This window comes from Kitasatospora sp. A2-31 (genome assembly GCF_022288725.1).
Taxonomy (GTDB): domain Bacteria; phylum Actinomycetota; class Actinomycetes; order Streptomycetales; family Streptomycetaceae; genus Kitasatospora.
This window is the reverse complement of sequence record NZ_JAKNTA010000001.1, coordinates 624,347-640,313: the sequence shown is the minus strand read 5'-3', so window position 1 is coordinate 640,313 and position 15,967 is coordinate 624,347. Positions and strand designations below refer to the sequence as shown.

The 15,967-nt window shown below is 74.5% G+C and carries 17 protein-coding genes and 1 other RNA gene; 8 read left to right on the top strand and 10 right to left on the bottom strand.

Annotation, left to right across the window (positions count from 1 at the left end; all coding sequences use genetic code 11):
* The first annotated feature begins 40 nt into the window (after positions 1 to 40).
* Positions 41 to 1,558, top strand: a complete 1,518-nt coding sequence (locus tag MCM47_RS02835; RefSeq protein ID WP_374209055.1) for a DHA2 family efflux MFS transporter permease subunit — start codon at positions 41 to 43, stop codon at positions 1,556 to 1,558.
* Positions 1,559 to 1,571: 13 nt separating this feature from the next.
* An RNA gene (rnpB, locus tag MCM47_RS02830) (RNase P RNA component class A) lies at positions 1,572 to 1,968 on the top strand.
* 23 nt (positions 1,969 to 1,991) lie between these two features.
* Here the strand turns inward: rnpB and MCM47_RS02825 are convergent.
* Both MCM47_RS02825 and MCM47_RS02820 read right to left on the bottom strand, forming a co-directional pair.
* A complete protein-coding gene (locus MCM47_RS02825) occupies positions 1,992 to 2,249 on the bottom strand; it encodes a Prokaryotic metallothionein (protein ID WP_238740603.1) in 258 nt (85 codons plus the stop codon).
* 172 nt (positions 2,250 to 2,421) lie between these two features.
* Positions 2,422 to 2,820 carry an ACT domain-containing protein gene (locus MCM47_RS02820; RefSeq protein ID WP_238740601.1) on the bottom strand — a complete coding sequence of 133 codons (399 nt, stop codon included), beginning with the start codon at positions 2,818 to 2,820 and terminating at the stop codon, positions 2,422 to 2,424.
* 242 nt (positions 2,821 to 3,062) lie between these two features.
* Between MCM47_RS02820 and MCM47_RS02815 the strand changes: the two genes are divergently transcribed.
* Positions 3,063 to 3,725: a PadR family transcriptional regulator gene (locus MCM47_RS02815; protein ID WP_374209054.1), complete on the top strand. Its 663-nt coding sequence runs from the start codon at positions 3,063 to 3,065 to the stop codon at positions 3,723 to 3,725.
* 108 nt (positions 3,726 to 3,833) lie between these two features.
* Here the strand turns inward: MCM47_RS02815 and MCM47_RS02810 are convergent, their stop codons facing one another.
* The gene (locus MCM47_RS02810) at positions 3,834 to 4,037 is read right to left on the bottom strand and encodes a hypothetical protein (RefSeq protein ID WP_238741555.1); all 204 of its coding nucleotides are present in this window, start codon (positions 4,035 to 4,037) and stop codon (positions 3,834 to 3,836) included.
* 29 nt (positions 4,038 to 4,066) lie between these two features.
* The gene (locus MCM47_RS02805; protein ID WP_238741548.1) at positions 4,067 to 4,297 is read right to left on the bottom strand and encodes a hypothetical protein; all 231 of its coding nucleotides are present in this window, start codon (positions 4,295 to 4,297) and stop codon (positions 4,067 to 4,069) included.
* 444 nt (positions 4,298 to 4,741) lie between these two features.
* On the opposite strand from MCM47_RS02805, the gene MCM47_RS02800 reads away from it, so the two are divergent.
* Complete coding sequence (locus MCM47_RS02800; protein WP_238740599.1) at positions 4,742 to 5,443, top strand: bifunctional DNA primase/polymerase; 702 nt, start codon at positions 4,742 to 4,744, stop codon at positions 5,441 to 5,443.
* A gap of 198 nt (positions 5,444 to 5,641) precedes the next feature.
* Here MCM47_RS02800 and map read toward each other — a convergent pair whose 3' ends face one another.
* Positions 5,642 to 6,487 carry a type I methionyl aminopeptidase gene (gene map, locus MCM47_RS02795; protein ID WP_238740597.1) on the bottom strand — a complete coding sequence of 282 codons (846 nt, stop codon included), beginning with the start codon at positions 6,485 to 6,487 and terminating at the stop codon, positions 5,642 to 5,644.
* A 129-nt stretch (positions 6,488 to 6,616) separates the two neighbouring features.
* Between map and MCM47_RS02790 the strand changes: the two genes are divergently transcribed.
* Entirely contained in the window at positions 6,617 to 6,847 is a 231-nt protein-coding gene (locus MCM47_RS02790; protein ID WP_238740595.1) for a hypothetical protein, read from the top strand.
* A 56-nt stretch (positions 6,848 to 6,903) separates the two neighbouring features.
* Here the strand turns inward: MCM47_RS02790 and MCM47_RS02785 are convergent, their stop codons facing one another.
* Positions 6,904 to 7,578 carry a GNAT family N-acetyltransferase gene (locus MCM47_RS02785; protein WP_238740593.1) on the bottom strand — a complete coding sequence of 225 codons (675 nt, stop codon included), beginning with the start codon at positions 7,576 to 7,578 and terminating at the stop codon, positions 6,904 to 6,906.
* A 100-nt stretch (positions 7,579 to 7,678) separates the two neighbouring features.
* Positions 7,679 to 8,278 carry a hypothetical protein gene (locus tag MCM47_RS02780; RefSeq protein WP_238740591.1) on the bottom strand — a complete coding sequence of 200 codons (600 nt, stop codon included), beginning with the start codon at positions 8,276 to 8,278 and terminating at the stop codon, positions 7,679 to 7,681.
* A gap of 47 nt (positions 8,279 to 8,325) precedes the next feature.
* On the opposite strand from MCM47_RS02780, the gene npdG reads away from it, so the two are divergent.
* Both npdG and MCM47_RS02770 read left to right on the top strand, forming a co-directional pair.
* Positions 8,326 to 9,018: an NADPH-dependent F420 reductase gene (gene npdG, locus MCM47_RS02775; RefSeq protein WP_238740589.1), complete on the top strand. Its 693-nt coding sequence runs from the start codon at positions 8,326 to 8,328 to the stop codon at positions 9,016 to 9,018.
* Positions 9,019 to 9,159: 141 nt separating this feature from the next.
* The gene (locus MCM47_RS02770) at positions 9,160 to 9,345 is read left to right on the top strand and encodes a hypothetical protein (RefSeq protein WP_238740587.1); all 186 of its coding nucleotides are present in this window, start codon (positions 9,160 to 9,162) and stop codon (positions 9,343 to 9,345) included.
* A 43-nt stretch (positions 9,346 to 9,388) separates the two neighbouring features.
* Here MCM47_RS02770 and MCM47_RS02765 read toward each other — a convergent pair whose 3' ends face one another.
* The gene (locus MCM47_RS02765) at positions 9,389 to 10,207 is read right to left on the bottom strand and encodes a site-2 protease family protein (RefSeq protein ID WP_238740585.1); all 819 of its coding nucleotides are present in this window, start codon (positions 10,205 to 10,207) and stop codon (positions 9,389 to 9,391) included.
* Between the two features lie 172 nt (positions 10,208 to 10,379).
* Here MCM47_RS02765 and MCM47_RS02760 point away from each other — a divergent pair, with 172 nt between their 5' ends.
* Positions 10,380 to 13,829 carry a BTAD domain-containing putative transcriptional regulator gene (locus tag MCM47_RS02760; protein ID WP_238740583.1) on the top strand — a complete coding sequence of 1,150 codons (3,450 nt, stop codon included), beginning with the start codon at positions 10,380 to 10,382 and terminating at the stop codon, positions 13,827 to 13,829.
* 101 nt (positions 13,830 to 13,930) lie between these two features.
* Here MCM47_RS02760 and MCM47_RS02755 read toward each other — a convergent pair whose 3' ends face one another.
* Both MCM47_RS02755 and MCM47_RS02750 read right to left on the bottom strand, forming a co-directional pair.
* Positions 13,931 to 14,743 carry an ABC transporter permease gene (locus MCM47_RS02755; RefSeq protein ID WP_238740581.1) on the bottom strand — a complete coding sequence of 271 codons (813 nt, stop codon included), beginning with the start codon at positions 14,741 to 14,743 and terminating at the stop codon, positions 13,931 to 13,933.
* Complete coding sequence (locus MCM47_RS02750; RefSeq protein WP_238740579.1) at positions 14,740 to 15,762, bottom strand: ATP-binding cassette domain-containing protein; 1,023 nt, start codon at positions 15,760 to 15,762, stop codon at positions 14,740 to 14,742. Before MCM47_RS02750 ends, MCM47_RS02755 begins: the two co-directional genes overlap by 4 nt.
* Positions 15,763 to 15,967: the final 205 nt, after the last annotated feature.

The following is a 15,967-nucleotide window of genomic DNA, read 5'->3' as shown; positions in this document are numbered from 1 at the left end:
CCGCACCGGTCCGGAAGGGTCCGCGGGGGAGGATCGGAACGTGCCCGCCCCCGCCTCCGCGGCGTCCGCCGCCGCCCCCGCCTCAGCGGCGCCGGCCCCCGGCCGGCGCCGGAGGCTGCTGATCCTGGCGATCTGCTGCCTGAGCCTGTTCATCGTCGGCCTCGACAACACCGTGGTGAACATCGCGCTCCCGGAGATCCAGAAGGACCTGGGCGCTCAGGCCTCCGGCCTGCAGTGGGTCATCGACGCCTACACCCTGGTACTGGCCTCGCTGCTGATGCTGTTCGGCTCGGTGGCCGACCGCTTCGGACGGCGCCGGGTGTTCCAGACCGGTCTGCTGCTCTTCGTGCTGGGCTCGCTGCTCTGCAGCATGGCGCCGAGCCTGGAGTGGCTGGTGGTGTTCCGCGCGGTGCAGGCCGTCGGCGGCTCGATGCTCAACCCGGTGGCGATGTCGATCATCACCAACACCTTCACCGAACCGCGCGAGCGGGCCCAGGCGATCGGCGTCTGGGGCGGCGTGGTGGGCATCTCGATGGCGCTCGGCCCGCTGCTCGGCGGGTTCCTGGTGGACGGGGCCGGCTGGCCGTCGATCTTCCTGATCAACGTCCCGGTCGGCCTGGCCGCCTGCCTGCTGACCGCCCGCTACGTGCCCGAGTCGCGCGCGCCCCGGGCCCGTCGGCTGGACCCGGTCGGGCAGTCGCTGATGGTGGTCCTGCTGGGCTGCGGCACCGCGGCGATCATCGAGGGCCCGGAGCACGGCTGGACGTCACCGCTGATCATCGGGCTGGCCGCCGTCGCACTGGCCGCGCTGGTCGCCTTCCCGCTCTGGGAGCGGCGGGTCGCCGAGCCGCTGGTCGATCCGCGGTTCTTCCGCAGCGCGCCGTTCACCGGCGCCACCGTGACCGCGGTCTGCGCCTTCGCCGCGCTCGGCGGCTTCCTCTTCCTCAACACCATCTACCTGCAGGACGTCCGCCGCTACAGCCCGGTCGAGGCGGGCCTGTGGACCCTCCCGATGGCCGGGATGATGCTGGTCTGCGCCCCGGTCTCGGGCCGGATCGTCGGCAGCCGCGGCCCGCGCGGCCCGCTGGTCGCGGCCGGCCTGGGCCTCGCGGCGAGCGGGGTGCTGCTCACCCGGCTCGCGGCGGACTCCCCGGCGGCCCTGCTGCTGGTCGCCTACGCGCTCTTCGGGTTCGGCTTCGGCATGGTCAACGCGCCGATCACCAACGCCGCCGTCTCCGGCATGCCGCGCGCCCAGGCGGGCGTGGCGGCGGCGGTCGCCTCGACCAGCCGGCAGGTCGGCCAGTCGCTGGGCGTCGCGGTGATCGGCACCGTCGTCACCTCGGCCGTGGTCGGCCCGGTGCTGACCGGCTTCGCCCCCGCCAGCCACGCGGGCTGGTGGATCGTGGCCGGCCTCGGCGTCGCCATCCTCGTCCTGGGCCTGGTCACCACGACCGCCTGGGCGACCGGCACCGCGACCCGGGTGGCCGCCCGGCTCGGCGGTGAGCCGCCCACCGTCCGGCCCGGCGTACGGGAGGCGCCGCCCGAGCGGCTACCATGACCACTACGGCGGAAGAGCCGGCCGGGCGGTCGCGACGGGTCCCAGACCCGCCGAGGAACGTCCGGGCTCCACAGAGCAGGGTGGTGGGTAACGCCCACCCGGGGTGACCCGCGGGACAGTGCCACAGAAAACAGACCGCCCGCCGCTTCGGCAGCGGGTAAGGGTGAAACGGTGGTGTAAGAGACCACCAGCGACCGGGGTGACCCGGCCGGCTCGGTAAACCCCACCTGGAGCAAGGTCAAGATCGGTGCCCTCGGGCGCCGTGCGCGGATGTCCGAGGGCTGCTCGCCCGAGTCCGCGGGTAGACCGCACGAGGCTGCCGGCAACGGTAGCCCTAGATGGATGGCCGCCTCCCCGGGCCGCGCGAGCAACCCGGGAGACAGAACCCGGCGTACAGGCCGACTCTTCCGCCCCCTTACCCCCCGACTGCCCGTCAGGACGGGCGCGCGCCGACCGCGTCGCGGATCTGGTCGCCGAGGCCGCCGTTGACGCGGGCGCAGTTGGCGCAGCAGAAGAACCGGCCGGCCACCTCCACGCCGTGGCCCACGATCCGGACCTGGCACTGCTCGCAGCGGGGCGCCAGCTTCTCCATCGCGCACTCGAAGCTGTCGAAGGTGTAGGTGTCGCCCGTGATCGTCTTGATCTCGAAGGCGAGCCAGTAGTCATTGCCGCAGGTGACGCAGATGGCCATGGTGGCCGTCTCCCTTCCGGTGGGGGGCTGACCGACCGGGTGGGCGCTCAGCCCTTCCCAGTGTCGGATCGGCCCCCGGGACCGGCCACTCGGAGCGCGCCCGCGGGCTGACCTCCCCCGCCGCTCCCCGCCGACCCGCCGTCCCCGCCGTCCCCGCCGAGCACGGCGCGGCTCAGCCGGACGAGGCCGAGAGCTCCTCCAGGGCCCGGACGGCCCGCTCGGCGTCCTCGGCGGCGACGAACAGGTGGTCGTGGTGGAAGCCGGCCACGACGTTGCAGCTGATCCCGGCCTCGGCCAGCCGGCCCGCCACGGCGGCGGTCAGGCCGACGGCCTCCAGCGCGGAGTGGATCTGCAGGGTGATCCAGGCGGCCACGTACGCGTAGCGCAGGCCGAGCGAGTCGGCCTCCTCCTGCGCCACCACCACCGTCACGCCCTCGGGCTCGGCGACCGTCACCACCGGCCGCATCCCGGCGGGCACCTTCGCCGGGAGCGAGCAGTAGACGTACCGCCCCGGGTTGAGCAGTGGGCGCATCCCGCGCAACAGCGTCGCTAGGTCTCGTTCACCGGCCATGCCCGCCACCGTAGCGGCCGGCCGCCCGCGCACCGGGTTGTCGGGCGGCTGTGTCGGAAACCGTTGACGAGCGACAGTCACCGATATATCGTCGAGTTATCGAGACAGTTACTCGACTGTCCGGGCGACTGCCCGGCGCGCGTCGACCGGTCGAAAGGCCGCTCGGTCGGTGCGTCTCGATCAACGACAGGTCGACCGGCGGGCGCCGCTCGGCGACCGGAGACACAACGGAGGTGAGCGCCATGCGCTCAGGACGTTTTCGTGAGGAGGGCCCGCGCGGCCGACGCCGCGGCCCGGGCCCGGAGTTCGTGGGCATGCCCGGTGAGGGCTTCGAGGGCCGGGGGGCGTTCGGCCCCTTCGGGCCGCCGCCGTTCGGACCGGGGCGCCCGATGGGCGGGCCGTTCGGTCCCGGCTTCCGCGGGCACGGCGGGCGCGGCCACGGTCCGCGCGGCCGGCGCGGCGGGCGGGCCCGGCGGGGCGACGTGCGCGCCTCGCTGCTGGCGCTGCTCAAGGAGCGGCCGATGCACGGCTACGAGATGATCGCCGAGATCACCGAGCGGACGGGCGGGGCCTGGCGGCCGAGCCCCGGCTCGATCTACCCCAACCTCCAGCTGCTGGAGGAGGAGGGCCTGATCACGGCCGAGGAGGTCGGCGGCAAGCGGCTGGTCTCGCTCACCGAGGCGGGCCGGGCCGAGGCCGAGGCGGGCTCCGCGGAGCCGTGGGCGGAGGCCGGCCGGGAGGTCGACTGGGAGGCCGTGCAGGAGGTCGGTCAGGCGCTCGGCGCCGTCGACCACGCGATCCGGCAGGTCATGACGACGGGCACGGAGGCGCAGCGCGCCAAGGGCCTCGCGGTGCTCAACGAGGCCCGCAAGAAGCTCTACCTGATCCTCGCCGAGGATGAGTGACGGTCCTGGGGGGACCGGTGGGACCCGGCCGCGGGTGAGGGCGGCCGGCGGCGGAGGCGGTGCGGCTGCTCAGGCACAGGGCGCTCGGGTGCTCAGGTGCTCAGGCCCTCAGCCGCGGACGGCGAACAGCGCCGCGCACGCGAGCAGCAGCACCGCCCAGCCGAACCAGAGCCAGCCGTTCGAGCCGATCACCGCGCTGTAGAGGCTGACCGCCACGAGCAGGGCGCCGGTGACGGCGGCCGCCTGCCGGTTGCGGTGCGCCGCCGCCGCGGACCGGCTCCTGGACTGCTGGTGGCGTGCGGTCCTCGCCATGGCCGTCCTCCCGGGGGGAGTGGCGGTCGTCACCCGGAGGCGCGGGCGGTGGCCGCCTCGTCGTACTCGTAGCGCCAGAACCAGCGGACGCCGTCCAGCTGCTTGGCCCGGACGTACACCAGTGTGCGCGCGGGAGTGTCCCCGTGCGCGGGGACCGGCACCTTGTAGGTCTTGGGCACGCCGTACATCGGCCCCAGGGGGATCGGGAGGATCCGGCCGTCCAGGGGGCCGCCGACGAATTCGGTGTCCGTGCTCTTCACCCCACCAGGGTCTCACCCCGCCCGGCCGAACCGCCGTGCGCGGCGGTCCGGGGAGGCCCTGTGCGGTCCGGGGGAGGCCTTGTGACGTGGGCGTGCCGGGAGTGTGACCGGAGAGGCACCGCCCCCGGTCATCCGAAGGCTCCGCGCACCCTTATCCTTCCTGTACGCCCTCGGGGTTCACCCGGGTCAGCGGGCCCCGTACGGGCCGGGCGAGGCGCACGTCGGTGTGCCCGTCGGGCCGCCGAGCCGCCGCCTGCGTGCTGCCGCGACTCCGTACCGTGACCCGGGCGTCGGCCGTCCGGCAACCCCGGCTCCGGCCGACGGGGCGTGGACGGCAGGGCCGAGCACCGCCCCGGGAAGCAGCGGGGGGCGCCGCGCGTTGCGTCGGAGTGGTACGTCGAATGCTGTGTCACACCAGGCACGGCAACGCGCGGAAGGGGCCCGATGGAAGCCGGCGGCAGGTGGACGACCTGGTGGCAGAGGCGTGATCGTCAGCGGGCCCGGTCGGCCGGCGCGGACAGCCCCGCAGCCCGACTGGACCAGTTGCTGGGCGCCGTGCGCGCAGGCTTCCCGCTGGCACCGGCCGCACATCCGGCCGGTCACCGGTGTTCCTGTGACCGGGTCGCCTGTCCGGCGCCGGCCCAGCACCCGGTCTCCTTCGCCTGGCAGACCCAGGCGACCACCGATCCCGAGCAGGTCGCGCGCTGGCTCTCCCGGGACCCGCAGGCCAACTTCGTCACCGCGACCGGCCGCGTCCACGACGTGCTGGACGTGCCCGCCGAGGCGGGCCGGCTGGCGCTGGAGCGGCTGACCGCGCTGGGCGTCGAGGGACCGGTGGCGGCCGTCGGCGACGACCGCTACCTCTTCTTCACCGCCACCCGGGGCACCCCGGTCGACGAGGACGAGTGGTGGCCGAGCGCCCTGGACTCCACCCCGGACACGATGTCCGAGCACCCCGGGCTGCGCTGGCACTGCCGCGGCTCGTACACCCTGCTGCCGCCGGCCGCGCTCCCGGACGGCTCCGCGGTCCGCTGGCTGCGCGGGCCCGACCAGCCGCTGCCGGACCCGCTGCGGGTGCTGGACGTGCTGACCGACGCCTGCACCGAGGTGGGCGCGGTGGCCGAGGAGCAGTGGCTGATCGGCTGATCGGCGCTGATCGGACCGTACGGCCCGGTCCCGCACCCGAGCATCCACGGACGCACCGGCCCACGGACGCACCGGCCCACGGGCTCACCGACTCACCGACTCACCGACTCACGGGCTCGACGAGAAGGCCCGGGCGCTCCCGCCCGGGCCTCTTCGTCTTCGGCCTCTTCGTCTTTCGCGCCACGGCCCGCCGGTCGGCTACGGCAGGGTGAGGATCTCCGCGCCGTCCGCCGTGACGACGAGGGTGTGCTCGAACTGGGCGGTGCGCTTGCGGTCCTTGGTGACGACCGTCCAGCCGTCGGCCCAGATCTCGTAGTCGTAGGTGCCCAGCGTCAGCATCGGCTCGATGGTGAAGGTCATCCCGGGCTTGATCACCTCGGTCGCCCGCTCGCTGTCGTAGTGCGGGACGATCAGGCCGGAGTGGAACGACGTGTTGATGCCGTGCCCGGTGAAGTCCCGCACCACGCCGTAGTCGAAGCGCTTGGCGTAGGACTCGATCACGCGGCCGATCACGTTGATCTGACGGCCCGGCTTGACCGCCTTGATCGCCCGGTTCAGCGCCTCGCGGGTCCGCTCGACCAGCAGCCTGGACTCCTCGTCGACGTCGCCGCAGAGGTAGGTGGCGTTGAGGTCGCCGTGGACCCCGTGGATGTACGCGGTGGCGTCGATGTTGACGATGTCGCCGTCCTGGAGGACGGTCGAGTCCGGGATGCCGTGGCAGATCACCTCGTTGATCGAGGTGCAGATGGACTTCGGGAAGCCCCGGTAGCCGAGGTCGGACGGGTAGGCGCCGTGGTCGCACATGTACTCGTGGGCGACGGCGTCCAGGGCGTCGGTGGTGACGCCGGGCGCGATCAGCTTGGCGGCCTCCTCCATCGCCCGGGCGGCGATCCCGCCCGCGATCCGCATCTTCTCGACGGTCTCGGCGGTCTGCACCTCGGGCCCGGTGTACGGCGCCGGCGCGGGTCGTCCGACGTACTCGGGGCGGGCGATGTGCGCGGGGACCTTGCGGGTGGGGGACTGGGTGCCGGGTACGAGAGCCATGGCCGCGAGTCTATCCGCCGGGCCCCGCGCCGCCCGGTGGTGTGCGGGCGGCCCCGGTCCGGGGAATGATCGGTACGACCGATCGGTTCGGCCGGTCGGCGCGACGCACCTCACGGACGGGAGACCGCCATGCCCTTCGGGTTCCACCGCAAGCCCACCGGCAAGCCCGGCGAGTGGTTCTACTGCATCAAGCACGCCAAGGTGGAGGAGGGCCCCGAGTGCCCGGCCAAGGACCGGCTCGGGCCGTACGCCAGCCGGGAGGAGGCCGCGCACGCGCTGGAGATCGCCGACGAGCGCAACCGCGAGTGGAAGAACGACCCGCGCTGGAGCGACCGGCCGGCGGCGGACGACACCGAGTAGCGGGACGGCCCGCGGTGGGGAGCTGACGGTCCGACGGCCCGGCGCCCGAGCGGGCGTCAGCCGGACCGCCCGCCCCGGTACTCGGCGCTGGTCAGCGGGGCGAGCACCTGCCAGCCGAGCGCGGTGTACAGCGCGCGCCCGTCCGGGGTGCCGGCCAGCACGCCGGTCCGGGCGCCCTGTTCGTACGCCGCGGCGACCAGCGTCCGGATGACCAGGCTGCCCAGGCCCCGGCGCCGGTGCTCCGGCGCGGTCTCGATCTGGTCGACGACGGCGGTGGCGCCGGTCGGGGCGATCTGGCCGCGAGCCGCCAGCGCGCCGTCCGCCGCGGTGACCAGGGCGCGGACCACGCCGCCGCGGGACCAGGTGCGCAGGCGGTAGCCGTCCGGAGCAGTGAGCCGGTGGGCGGGCGCCGGGGCGAGCGGGGCGGTCATCAGGTAGCCGGGCTCGTCGTCGATCCACCACTGCGGGCCGAGCCAGGGCGAGGTGACGCCGGGGTCCGCGAAGACCTTGAGCCACGTCCCCTCGGCGCGGACCGCGCCGGCGACCTCGCGGACGTCCTCCTCCCGCACGGCGTCGCCGACGGCGTCGAACACGTGGCGGGTCACGTGGCCGCTGAGGCCGACGTCGACGGTGTAACCCCACGGCTGGACGACGGCCGGCGCGGCGGCCCGCGAGGCCGTCCATCCGTCGACCCAGCTCCGGACGACGTTCTCCGACGTGATCTCCAGCACGGCCACCCCTTCCGTTCGGCGGTCCGCCCATCCGGACCGAGGGGCAGTGTAATAACCCTAGCTCGCTAGTGCCACTTACTTTCCGCGGGCCGCCGGTCGGCTACCAGCGGCCGAGCGTCGGCCCCGCCGTCAGCCGGCCGGCCAGGTCGGCCAGCCGGGCGAGCGCCGAGCGGCGCGCCGGGGAGTGCCCGGCGGCCGCGCTGACCAGGTGCTGGGCCAGGTCGAACGGCTCCGTCTCGGCGGTGCCGACCGCGAGCCGCTCGTGCGCCAGGGCCGCCAGCTCGGTCGGCCCGGCGGCGCCGTCCAGGGCGAGCACGGTGGCCCCGCCGTGCCGGGCGTCCTGCACCCGCTGCAGCAACTGCTCCCCGGCCGCCGCCGGGGCCACCACCAGCACCGTCGACCCGCGCCCGGCCGCGGCGAGCCGGCGCAGGTCGTGCGCCAGATGGGCCGGGGCCCGGGCCGGCACCCGGTGCCGCAGCAGGGTGGGCCTCAGCCGGGGGGCGTCCGACCAGGCGGCCTCGTCCGCGAGGTGGGCGGCCAGGTGCCAGGGCTCGTACGCCTCGGTGCCGACCAGCAGCAGGCCTGCGGAGCCCCGCCGGTCGACCGCGTGGCGCAGCGATCCGGCGAAGCCGCCGGCCGCCTCCAGCCAGCCGGTGCCGGCGAGCCGCTCACGGAGTGCCGAAACTCTCACCGCGTCCATGGGCCACAGAATGTCGTGGCCGACCCACGGTTTGGCAGGATCGGCCCATGACTTCCCTCGATTCAGCGACAAACCCCGCCCATGAGCTGCCCGACGTCTCGCAGCTGGTGGTGGGCGTCCTCGGCGGCACCGGCGACCAGGGGCGGGGACTCGCCCACCGGCTGGCCAAGGCGGGCCAGCAGGTGATCATCGGCTCCCGCGACGCGGCGCGCGCCGAGGCCTCGGCGGCCGAGCTCGGCCTCGGCGTGCGCGGCGCCGACAACGCGACCACCGCGCGCGAGAGCGACATCGTGATCGTCGCGGTGCCCTGGGAGGGGCACGCCGCCACCCTCAGCGCCCTGCGCGAGGAGCTGGCCGGCAAGATCGTGGTGGACTGCGTCAATCCGCTCGGCTTCGACAAGCAGGGCGCGTACGCCCTGGTGCCGGAGGAGGGCAGCGCCGCCCAGCAGGCCGCCGCGCTGCTGCCGGACTCGCGCGTCACCGCGGCCTTCCACCACCTCTCGGCGGTGCTGCTGCAGGACGAGTCGATCGAGCGGATCGACACCGACGTGATGGTGCTCGGCGAGGAGCGTGCCGCCACCGACGTGGTGCAGGCGCTGGCCGGGCGGATCCCGGGGATGCGCGGAATCTTCGCGGGCCGGCTGCGCAACGCCCACCAGGTGGAGTCGCTGGTGGCCAACCTGATCTCGGTCAACCGCCGGTACAAGGCCCACGCGGGCCTGCGGATCACCGACGTCTGAGACCGTCCCCGCGCGCCGGGCACCCCGGGCCGGCGGGTACCGGCGACGCGCCGGCCGCCGACCTCACCCCTGGCCCCGTTCCGGAGGTGAGGTCGGCGACAATGGGGGCCGACCGTCAGCCCGCGCTAGGAGCCAGCCACCATGCCCCGCACGTCCCTCTTCGCCGCGATCGTCGTCGTCCTCGCGCTGGCCGCCGCGGTGGTCTCCGTGGTGAAGGACAACTACTGGGGGCTGATCTGGCTCCCGCTCGCCGGCATCGCCAGCAACGTGGTGTGGATGAACCTGCGCCGGGCGAAGCTGGCGAAGGCCGCCGCCGAGCAGGGCTGAGCCCGGCCCGGCAGGCGGCCCCGGTAGGCCACCCCGGGGGCGCCTAGTCCTGCCAGAAGCGGAACAGGTCGTGGCCGAGGGCGGCGAAGGCGTCGTCGCTCACGCCGAACAGGTGCATCAGCCCGTACACGGCGTCGAAGAAGAAGCGGTTCACCTCGGGCTGCCAGAGCAGCGCGAACACCGCCAGCATCCCGTACGGCGCGAACGGCTCGACCGCCCGCCTGGTCCGGTACGACAGCCACGGTTCGACGATGCCGTAGCCGTCCAGGCCGGGCACCGGCAGCAGGTTCAGCACCGCCGCGCTCAGCTGGAGCAGGCCGAGGAAGGCGAAGGCGCAGGCGAGCGGCGAGTACGGCAACTGCATGCCGTGCCACTCGACGGGGGTGGTCGGGTCGTCCAGCCAGCCCGCGCCCACCGGGACCAGCAGCAGCGCCGCGCAGACCAGGTTCACCAGCGGGCCGGCCGCCGAGATCAGGCTGTGCTTGAGCCGCCCCTGGATCCGGTGCCGCTCGATCCAGACCGAGCCGCCGGGCAGGCCGATGCCGCCGAGGATCACGAAGACGATCGGCAGCACGAAGCTGAGCAGGACGTTGGCGTACTTGAGCGGATTGAGCGTCAGGTAGCCCTTGGCGCCGACGGTGAGGTCGCCGCCGTGCAGTGCGGTGCGGGCGTGCGCGTACTCGTGCAGGCAGAGCGAGACCATCCAGCCGGCCACCACGAACAGGAACACCCCGAAGCGGGCGTTGCCGTACCCCGAGTGGACCGCCCACCCGGACGTGCCCAGTATCGCGAGGAGCACCCAGAACACCGGACTGATCCGGCGGTCCTCGCTGCGCGAGCGCTGCGTTGCGGCGAAGGTCATGAGTGGGTGCTCCGGGGTCTGGGGGAGGGGGCAGGGACCGATCATGCCGGGCCGGGAGGTCGCCGGACAAGCCGTCCCGGGTGAACGTCCGGGGCCCCGCGCGGGGTTCCGCGGCCCGGTGGCGCCCGGACAATTGTGCGTGCGGGCCGCGCCCATCGACCAGAATGGGCGAGTGCACTACGGCATCCTCGGCACCACCACGGCCCACCACGACGACGGCACGCCGGTCCCGCTCGGCGGGGCCCGGCTGCGGGCGCTGCTCGCGGCGCTGGTCCTGCGGCAGGGACGGCCGGTGGCGGCCGACCTGCTGGTGGACGAGGTCTGGGACGCCGAGCCGCCCCAGGACGCGCCGGCCGCGCTGCAGACCCTGGTCGGCCGGCTGCGCCGGACCATCGGCCGCGACCAGGTCGGCTCCGGGCCGGCCGGCTACTGGCTGACCGAGCCGCACACCGACCTCGGCGAGTTCCAGCGGCTGGCCGGGGAGGGACGCCGGGCCCTGGAGGAGGGCGACCACGGGCCCGCCGCCGAGCGGCTGCGGGCCGCACTGGCTCTCTGGCGCGGTCCCGTGCTCGCCGACCTGCCCGACCGCAGTGGCCCGGCCACCAGGCTGGAGACCCAGCGGGAGGAGGTGCGCCGGCACCGGATCCTCGCCGACCTCGGCCTCGGCCGGGCGGCCGAGCTGGTCGCCGAGCTCGCCGAGCTCTGCGCCCGGCAGCCGCTGGACGAGTCGGTGCAGTACCTGATGGTCCGGGCGCTGCACGAGAGCGGGCGCACCGCCGAGGCGCTGCGCCACTACGAGCGGACCAGGCGCACCCTCGCGGAGGAGCTCGGCGTCGACCCGGGCCGCCGGCTCCGGACCCTCTACGCCGAGCTGCTGGCCCCTGCTGACCACCCACCGGCGGACCGTCCGGCCCCGGCTCCCGCCCCGGTCGCGGCGGCGGCGACCGCCCCCGGGCCCGCCGCCCCACCCACCACCCCGTCCGCCACCACCCCGTCCGCCGGCACCTCGTCCGCCGGCACCCCGTCCGCCACCGCCCCGCAGCCGCCCCGCAGCGCGGGCAACCTGCGCACCCGCCTGACCAGCTTCGTCGGCCGCGAGGGCGACCTCGCCGCCCTGCGCGGCGCCCTGACGCGCAGCCGGCTGGTCACCCTGACCGGCCCAGGCGGGTCCGGCAAGACCAGACTCTCCGTCGAGGCCGGCCGCGCCGAGCAGGCGGCCGGCCACTGGCCGGACGGCGTCTGGCTGGCCGAACTCGCCCCGCTGGAGAGCCCGGCCGCGGTGCCCGCCGCCGTGGTCTCCGCGCTCGGTCTGCGCGAGACCGTGCTGCACACCGGCGGCATGGTCGCCGAGGTCATCGAGCCCCGCTCGGAGGACCCGCTGCGCCGGCTCGTCGAGTACTGCGGCCACCGCCGGATGCTGCTCGTCCTGGACAACTGCGAGCACCTGATCCAGGCTGCGGCCGACCTCGCCGACCGGTTGCTCGCCGAGTGCCCCGGCCTGACCGTCCTCGCCACCAGCCGCGAACCGCTCGGCGTCCCCGGCGAGACCGTGCTGCCGGTGGAGCCGCTGCCCGACCCGGTCGCGCTGCGCCTGCTCGCCGAGCGCGCCGCCGCCGCCCGACCCGGCTTCGACCCGCAGCGCGAGCCCGAGGCCTGTGCCGAGATCTGCCGGCGGCTGGACGGCCTCCCGCTCGCCATCGAGCTGGCCGCCGCCCGGTTGCGGGTGATGACGGCCCGGCAGATCGCCGACCGCCTGGACGGCCGGTTCGCGCTGCTCACCGGCGGCAGCCGCACCCTGCTGCCCCGCCAGCAGACCCTGCGCGCGGTGGTCGACTGGAGCTGGGAGCTGCTCGGGAAGCGGGAGCGGGCGGTGCTGCGGCGGCTGTCGGTGTTCGCCGGTGGCTGGACGCTGGAGGACGCCGAGGCGATCTGCGCCGACGACGTCGAGGTGCCCCGCGAGGAGGTCGCCGACCAGCTGCTCTCGCTGGCCGACAAGTCGCTGGTGGTGGCCGACCTGAGCGGGGACGGCTCGTCCCGCTACCGGATGCTGGAGACCATCCACGAGTACGCCGAGGAGCGGCTGGCCGAGGCGGCCGAGCGGGCCGAGGTCGAGCGGCGCCACCTGGTGCACTTCCGCGAGCTGGTCCGGACCGCCGACCAGCACGTCCACGGCCCGGAGCAGCTGCGCTGGCTGGCGGTGCTGGAGCGCGAACACGACAACATCCGGGCCGCGCTGCGCCGGGCGGTGGAGCGCGAGGAGGAGCAGGAGGGGCTGGCCCTCGCGCTCGGGATGAGCTGGTACTGGTCGCTGCGCGGCTTCAGCCTGGAGGCCCGCGGCTGGTACGACGCGGTGCGCGCGCTCGGTCCGGACCCGTTCGACCCGGCGGGCCCGCCGGCGGAGCCCCTGGAACGGCAGGTCCTGGAGTACGGGGTGCCGATGCCGCCCGGGGTGGCCGCCGAGGCGCGCCGGCAGCTGGAGATCTTCCGGCTGGTCGGGCTCTTCGAGGGGAACCTCGACGTGCTGGCCGACCGGGAGGCGATTCGGGTGTCCCAGCAGCTGCTGGAGGCCTACACCCCGGACCTCCCGCAGAGCTACCGGTTCCCGGGGGTGATGCGGGTGTTCGCCGCCTTCCTGGCCGGCCGGCTGGACGTGATGCGCGACCTGATGGAGGAGGCGGTCGCGGGCTCCCGCCGGCACGGCCGCGCCGCCGACCTGGCGTTCGTCCTGCAGATCCGGGCCAAGACGATGAACGACTGGCCCGGCGGCCTGGAGCAGGCGCTCCGGGACGGCGAGGAGTCGCTGGAGCTGTACCGCAGGATCGGCGACCGGTGGGGGATGTCCCAGGCGTACGCGGCCCACGGCGAGGCGCTGGCGGGCCAGGGCCGCTCCGCGGAGGCGGTCGCCGCCTACCAGCGGGCGATCGAGCTGGCCGAGGAGCTGGACGCGCCGCAGGAGGTGCCGATGCTGCGGGTGCACCTGGGCAGCGCGATGCTGGAACAGGACCTCGACGCCGGCGAGCGGTACATCCGCGAGGCGCTGGACACGATCGATCCCGGCAAGATCCAGGCGGCCGACGGCGCACTGCTCTTCGGGCGCCTGATGCTCTGCGGGATCAGCGCCCATCGCGGTGCCTACGACGAAGCGCTGGCCGAGCTGGACCGGGTGAACTGGGCCAGCCGGATCGGGACCTTCGCCCCCGACCTGGTCGGCGGGATGCTGACGGTCACCCGGGGCTGGATCGTCGCGCAGGCCGGCGATCCGGAGCGGGGGCTCGCGATCCTGGACGAGGGGCGCCGGCTGCTGCGCGCGGTGCCGCCCGAGGGCAGCGGCTTCGCGGAGCAGCTGTCGGTCATGCTGGTCCCCCCGGCGGCCGGGGTGCTGCGGATCTTCGCCGAGCGCGACCACGACCTCGTCGCGGGCCGCAAGGCGGCCGTGCTGCTCGGTGCGCACACCGAGCTGAACGGGCCGAAGGGCGGCTACCTGGACCGGCTCGAACGGGCGGCCTCCGAGGCGAGCCTGCGGGCCCTGCTCGGTGACGAGGCGTTCGAGGCGGCCCACGCCGAGGGGGCGGGCCTGTCGCTGCCGCAGACCAGCTCCCTGCTGGACGACCTGATGGCCTGACGGCCGGTCGGGCCGCGGGTGGAGAGGCCGAAGGCCGGCCGGTCGACCCCCCGTCCCCAGGGGCCGGCCGACCGGCGGTTCCGGTGGCTGCGACGGCCGGCTCAGGTCCGCTTGCGGAACCGGGCCACCGCGAGCGGGGCGAAGACCAGGGTGACGCCGACCGACCAGCCCAGCACGATGAGCACCGGGTGGGCCAGCGCCCCTTCGCCGTTGAGCAGCGAGCGGCAGGCGTCGGCGAGCGCGGAGAGCGGGTTCACCTTGGTGAAGGACTGCAGCCAGCCCGGCATGGTGTCGGTCGGCGCGAAGATCGAGCTGCCGAACTGCAGCGGCATCAGGACGAGCATGGCGACCCCCTGGACGGCCTGGGCGCTCCGCAGCGCCATGCCGAGCAGCATCGAGATCCAGACGATCGACATGCCGAACACCAGCGAGAGGCCGATCGCGGCCAGCACCTCCAGCGGCCCGGTCTTCACCTCGAAGCCGAGGATCAGCGCGAAGCCGATCAGGATGGCGAAGGAGAGCATCGCCCGGCAGGTCTCCGCGGCGATCTTGGACAGCAGGACGGCGGCGCGGCCGATCGGCAGGGTGCGGAAGCGGTCCATCACGCCGGTCTGGAAGTCGCTGTTCAGACCGGTGCCGACGGCCATCGCCAGGGTGATGCCGGTCTGCCCGAGCAGGCCGGGGATCATGTACTGCTTGTAGGCGTCCTGACCGCCGGAGATCGCGCCGCCGAAGACGTAGACGAACAGCACGGTGAAGATGATCGGCATCAGCACGGCGTCGAACATCGACTCCGGGTCCGCCTTGATCCGCATCAGGTTGCGGCGGGTCAGCGCGCCGACGTGGCGCAGGTGGCCGGCCAGGTCGATCCGGGAGTCCTCCACCCGGGCGGTGGCGGCGGTGGCGGTGGTCATGCGACGGGCTCCTTGGCGAGGCTCGGGGCGGGCACCGCGGCGGCCGCGGGCTTTCCGGTGATGGTGAGGAAGACCTCGTCCAGGCTGGGCACCTTGGTGTCGATCCCGGCGACGGCGAAGCCGTTGGTGCCGAGCACCCGGATCACCGCGGTGAGCTGCTCCTCGCCGGTGATGGGCACCGAGAGCAGCCCGGTGTCCGCGGAGAAGGTGGCCTCGGCGATGCCCGTCCCGTGCAGGCAGCGGGCCATCTCGGGCAGCTCGGCCCGGTGGACCGGGCGGACCTGCAGGGTCTGGCCGCCGACCTGGGCCTTGAGCTCGGCGACGCCGCCGGCGGCGATCACCCGGCCCTTGTCGATCACGGTCAGCTCGTCGGCGAGCTGCTCGGCCTCCTCCATGTACTGGGTGGTGAGCAGCACGGTGGAGCCTTCGGAGACCATCCGCTGCACCTCGTCCCAGACCTCGTTGCGGGTGCGCGGGTCCAGGCCGGTGGTGGGCTCGTCCAGGTAGAGGACCCGGGGGCGACCGATCATGCTGGCGGCCAGGTCGAGGCGGCGGCGCATGCCGCCGGAGTAGGTCTTGGCGACCCGCTTGGCGGCGTCGGTGAGCGAGAACCGCTCCAGCAGCTCGGCGGCGCGCTCCTTGGCGTCCTTGCGGGAGAGGTCGAGGAGCCGGCCGATCAGGTAGAGGTTCTCGTAGCCGGAGAGCATCTCGTCGACGGATGCGTACTGGCCGGTGAGGCCGATGGTCCGGCGCAGCTGCTTGGGCTGGCGCACCACGTCGTAGCCGCCGACGTGGGCGGTGCCGGCGTCCGGCTTGATCAGCGTGGAGAGGATGCGGACCAGGGTGGTCTTGCCGGCGCCGTTGGGGCCGAGCACGCCGAGCACGGTGCCCTCGCGGACGGTGAGGTCGACGCCGTCCAGGGCCTTGGTGGTGCCGTAGTGCTTGACGATGCCGCGGACCTCGACGGCGTTGCCGGCGGTGCGCCCCCGGTCGTTCGGGGCGGTGGCGATTGGTGTCATGCCCTCAGGTTGTCCGGCCCGGCTGTCAGCGTGCCGTCACCGCCCGGCGGGGGCGGGCGGGAAGCCGTCGGCGCGCTGTCACCTCGCTGTCATCCCGCTGTCGGGGCCCGGACGCGGCGCCCTCGTGCACGGCGGGCCCCCGGACGCGGCCGCCCTCGTGCACGGCCGGGCCCGGACGCGGCCGCCCTCGGACACGGGGACGCGG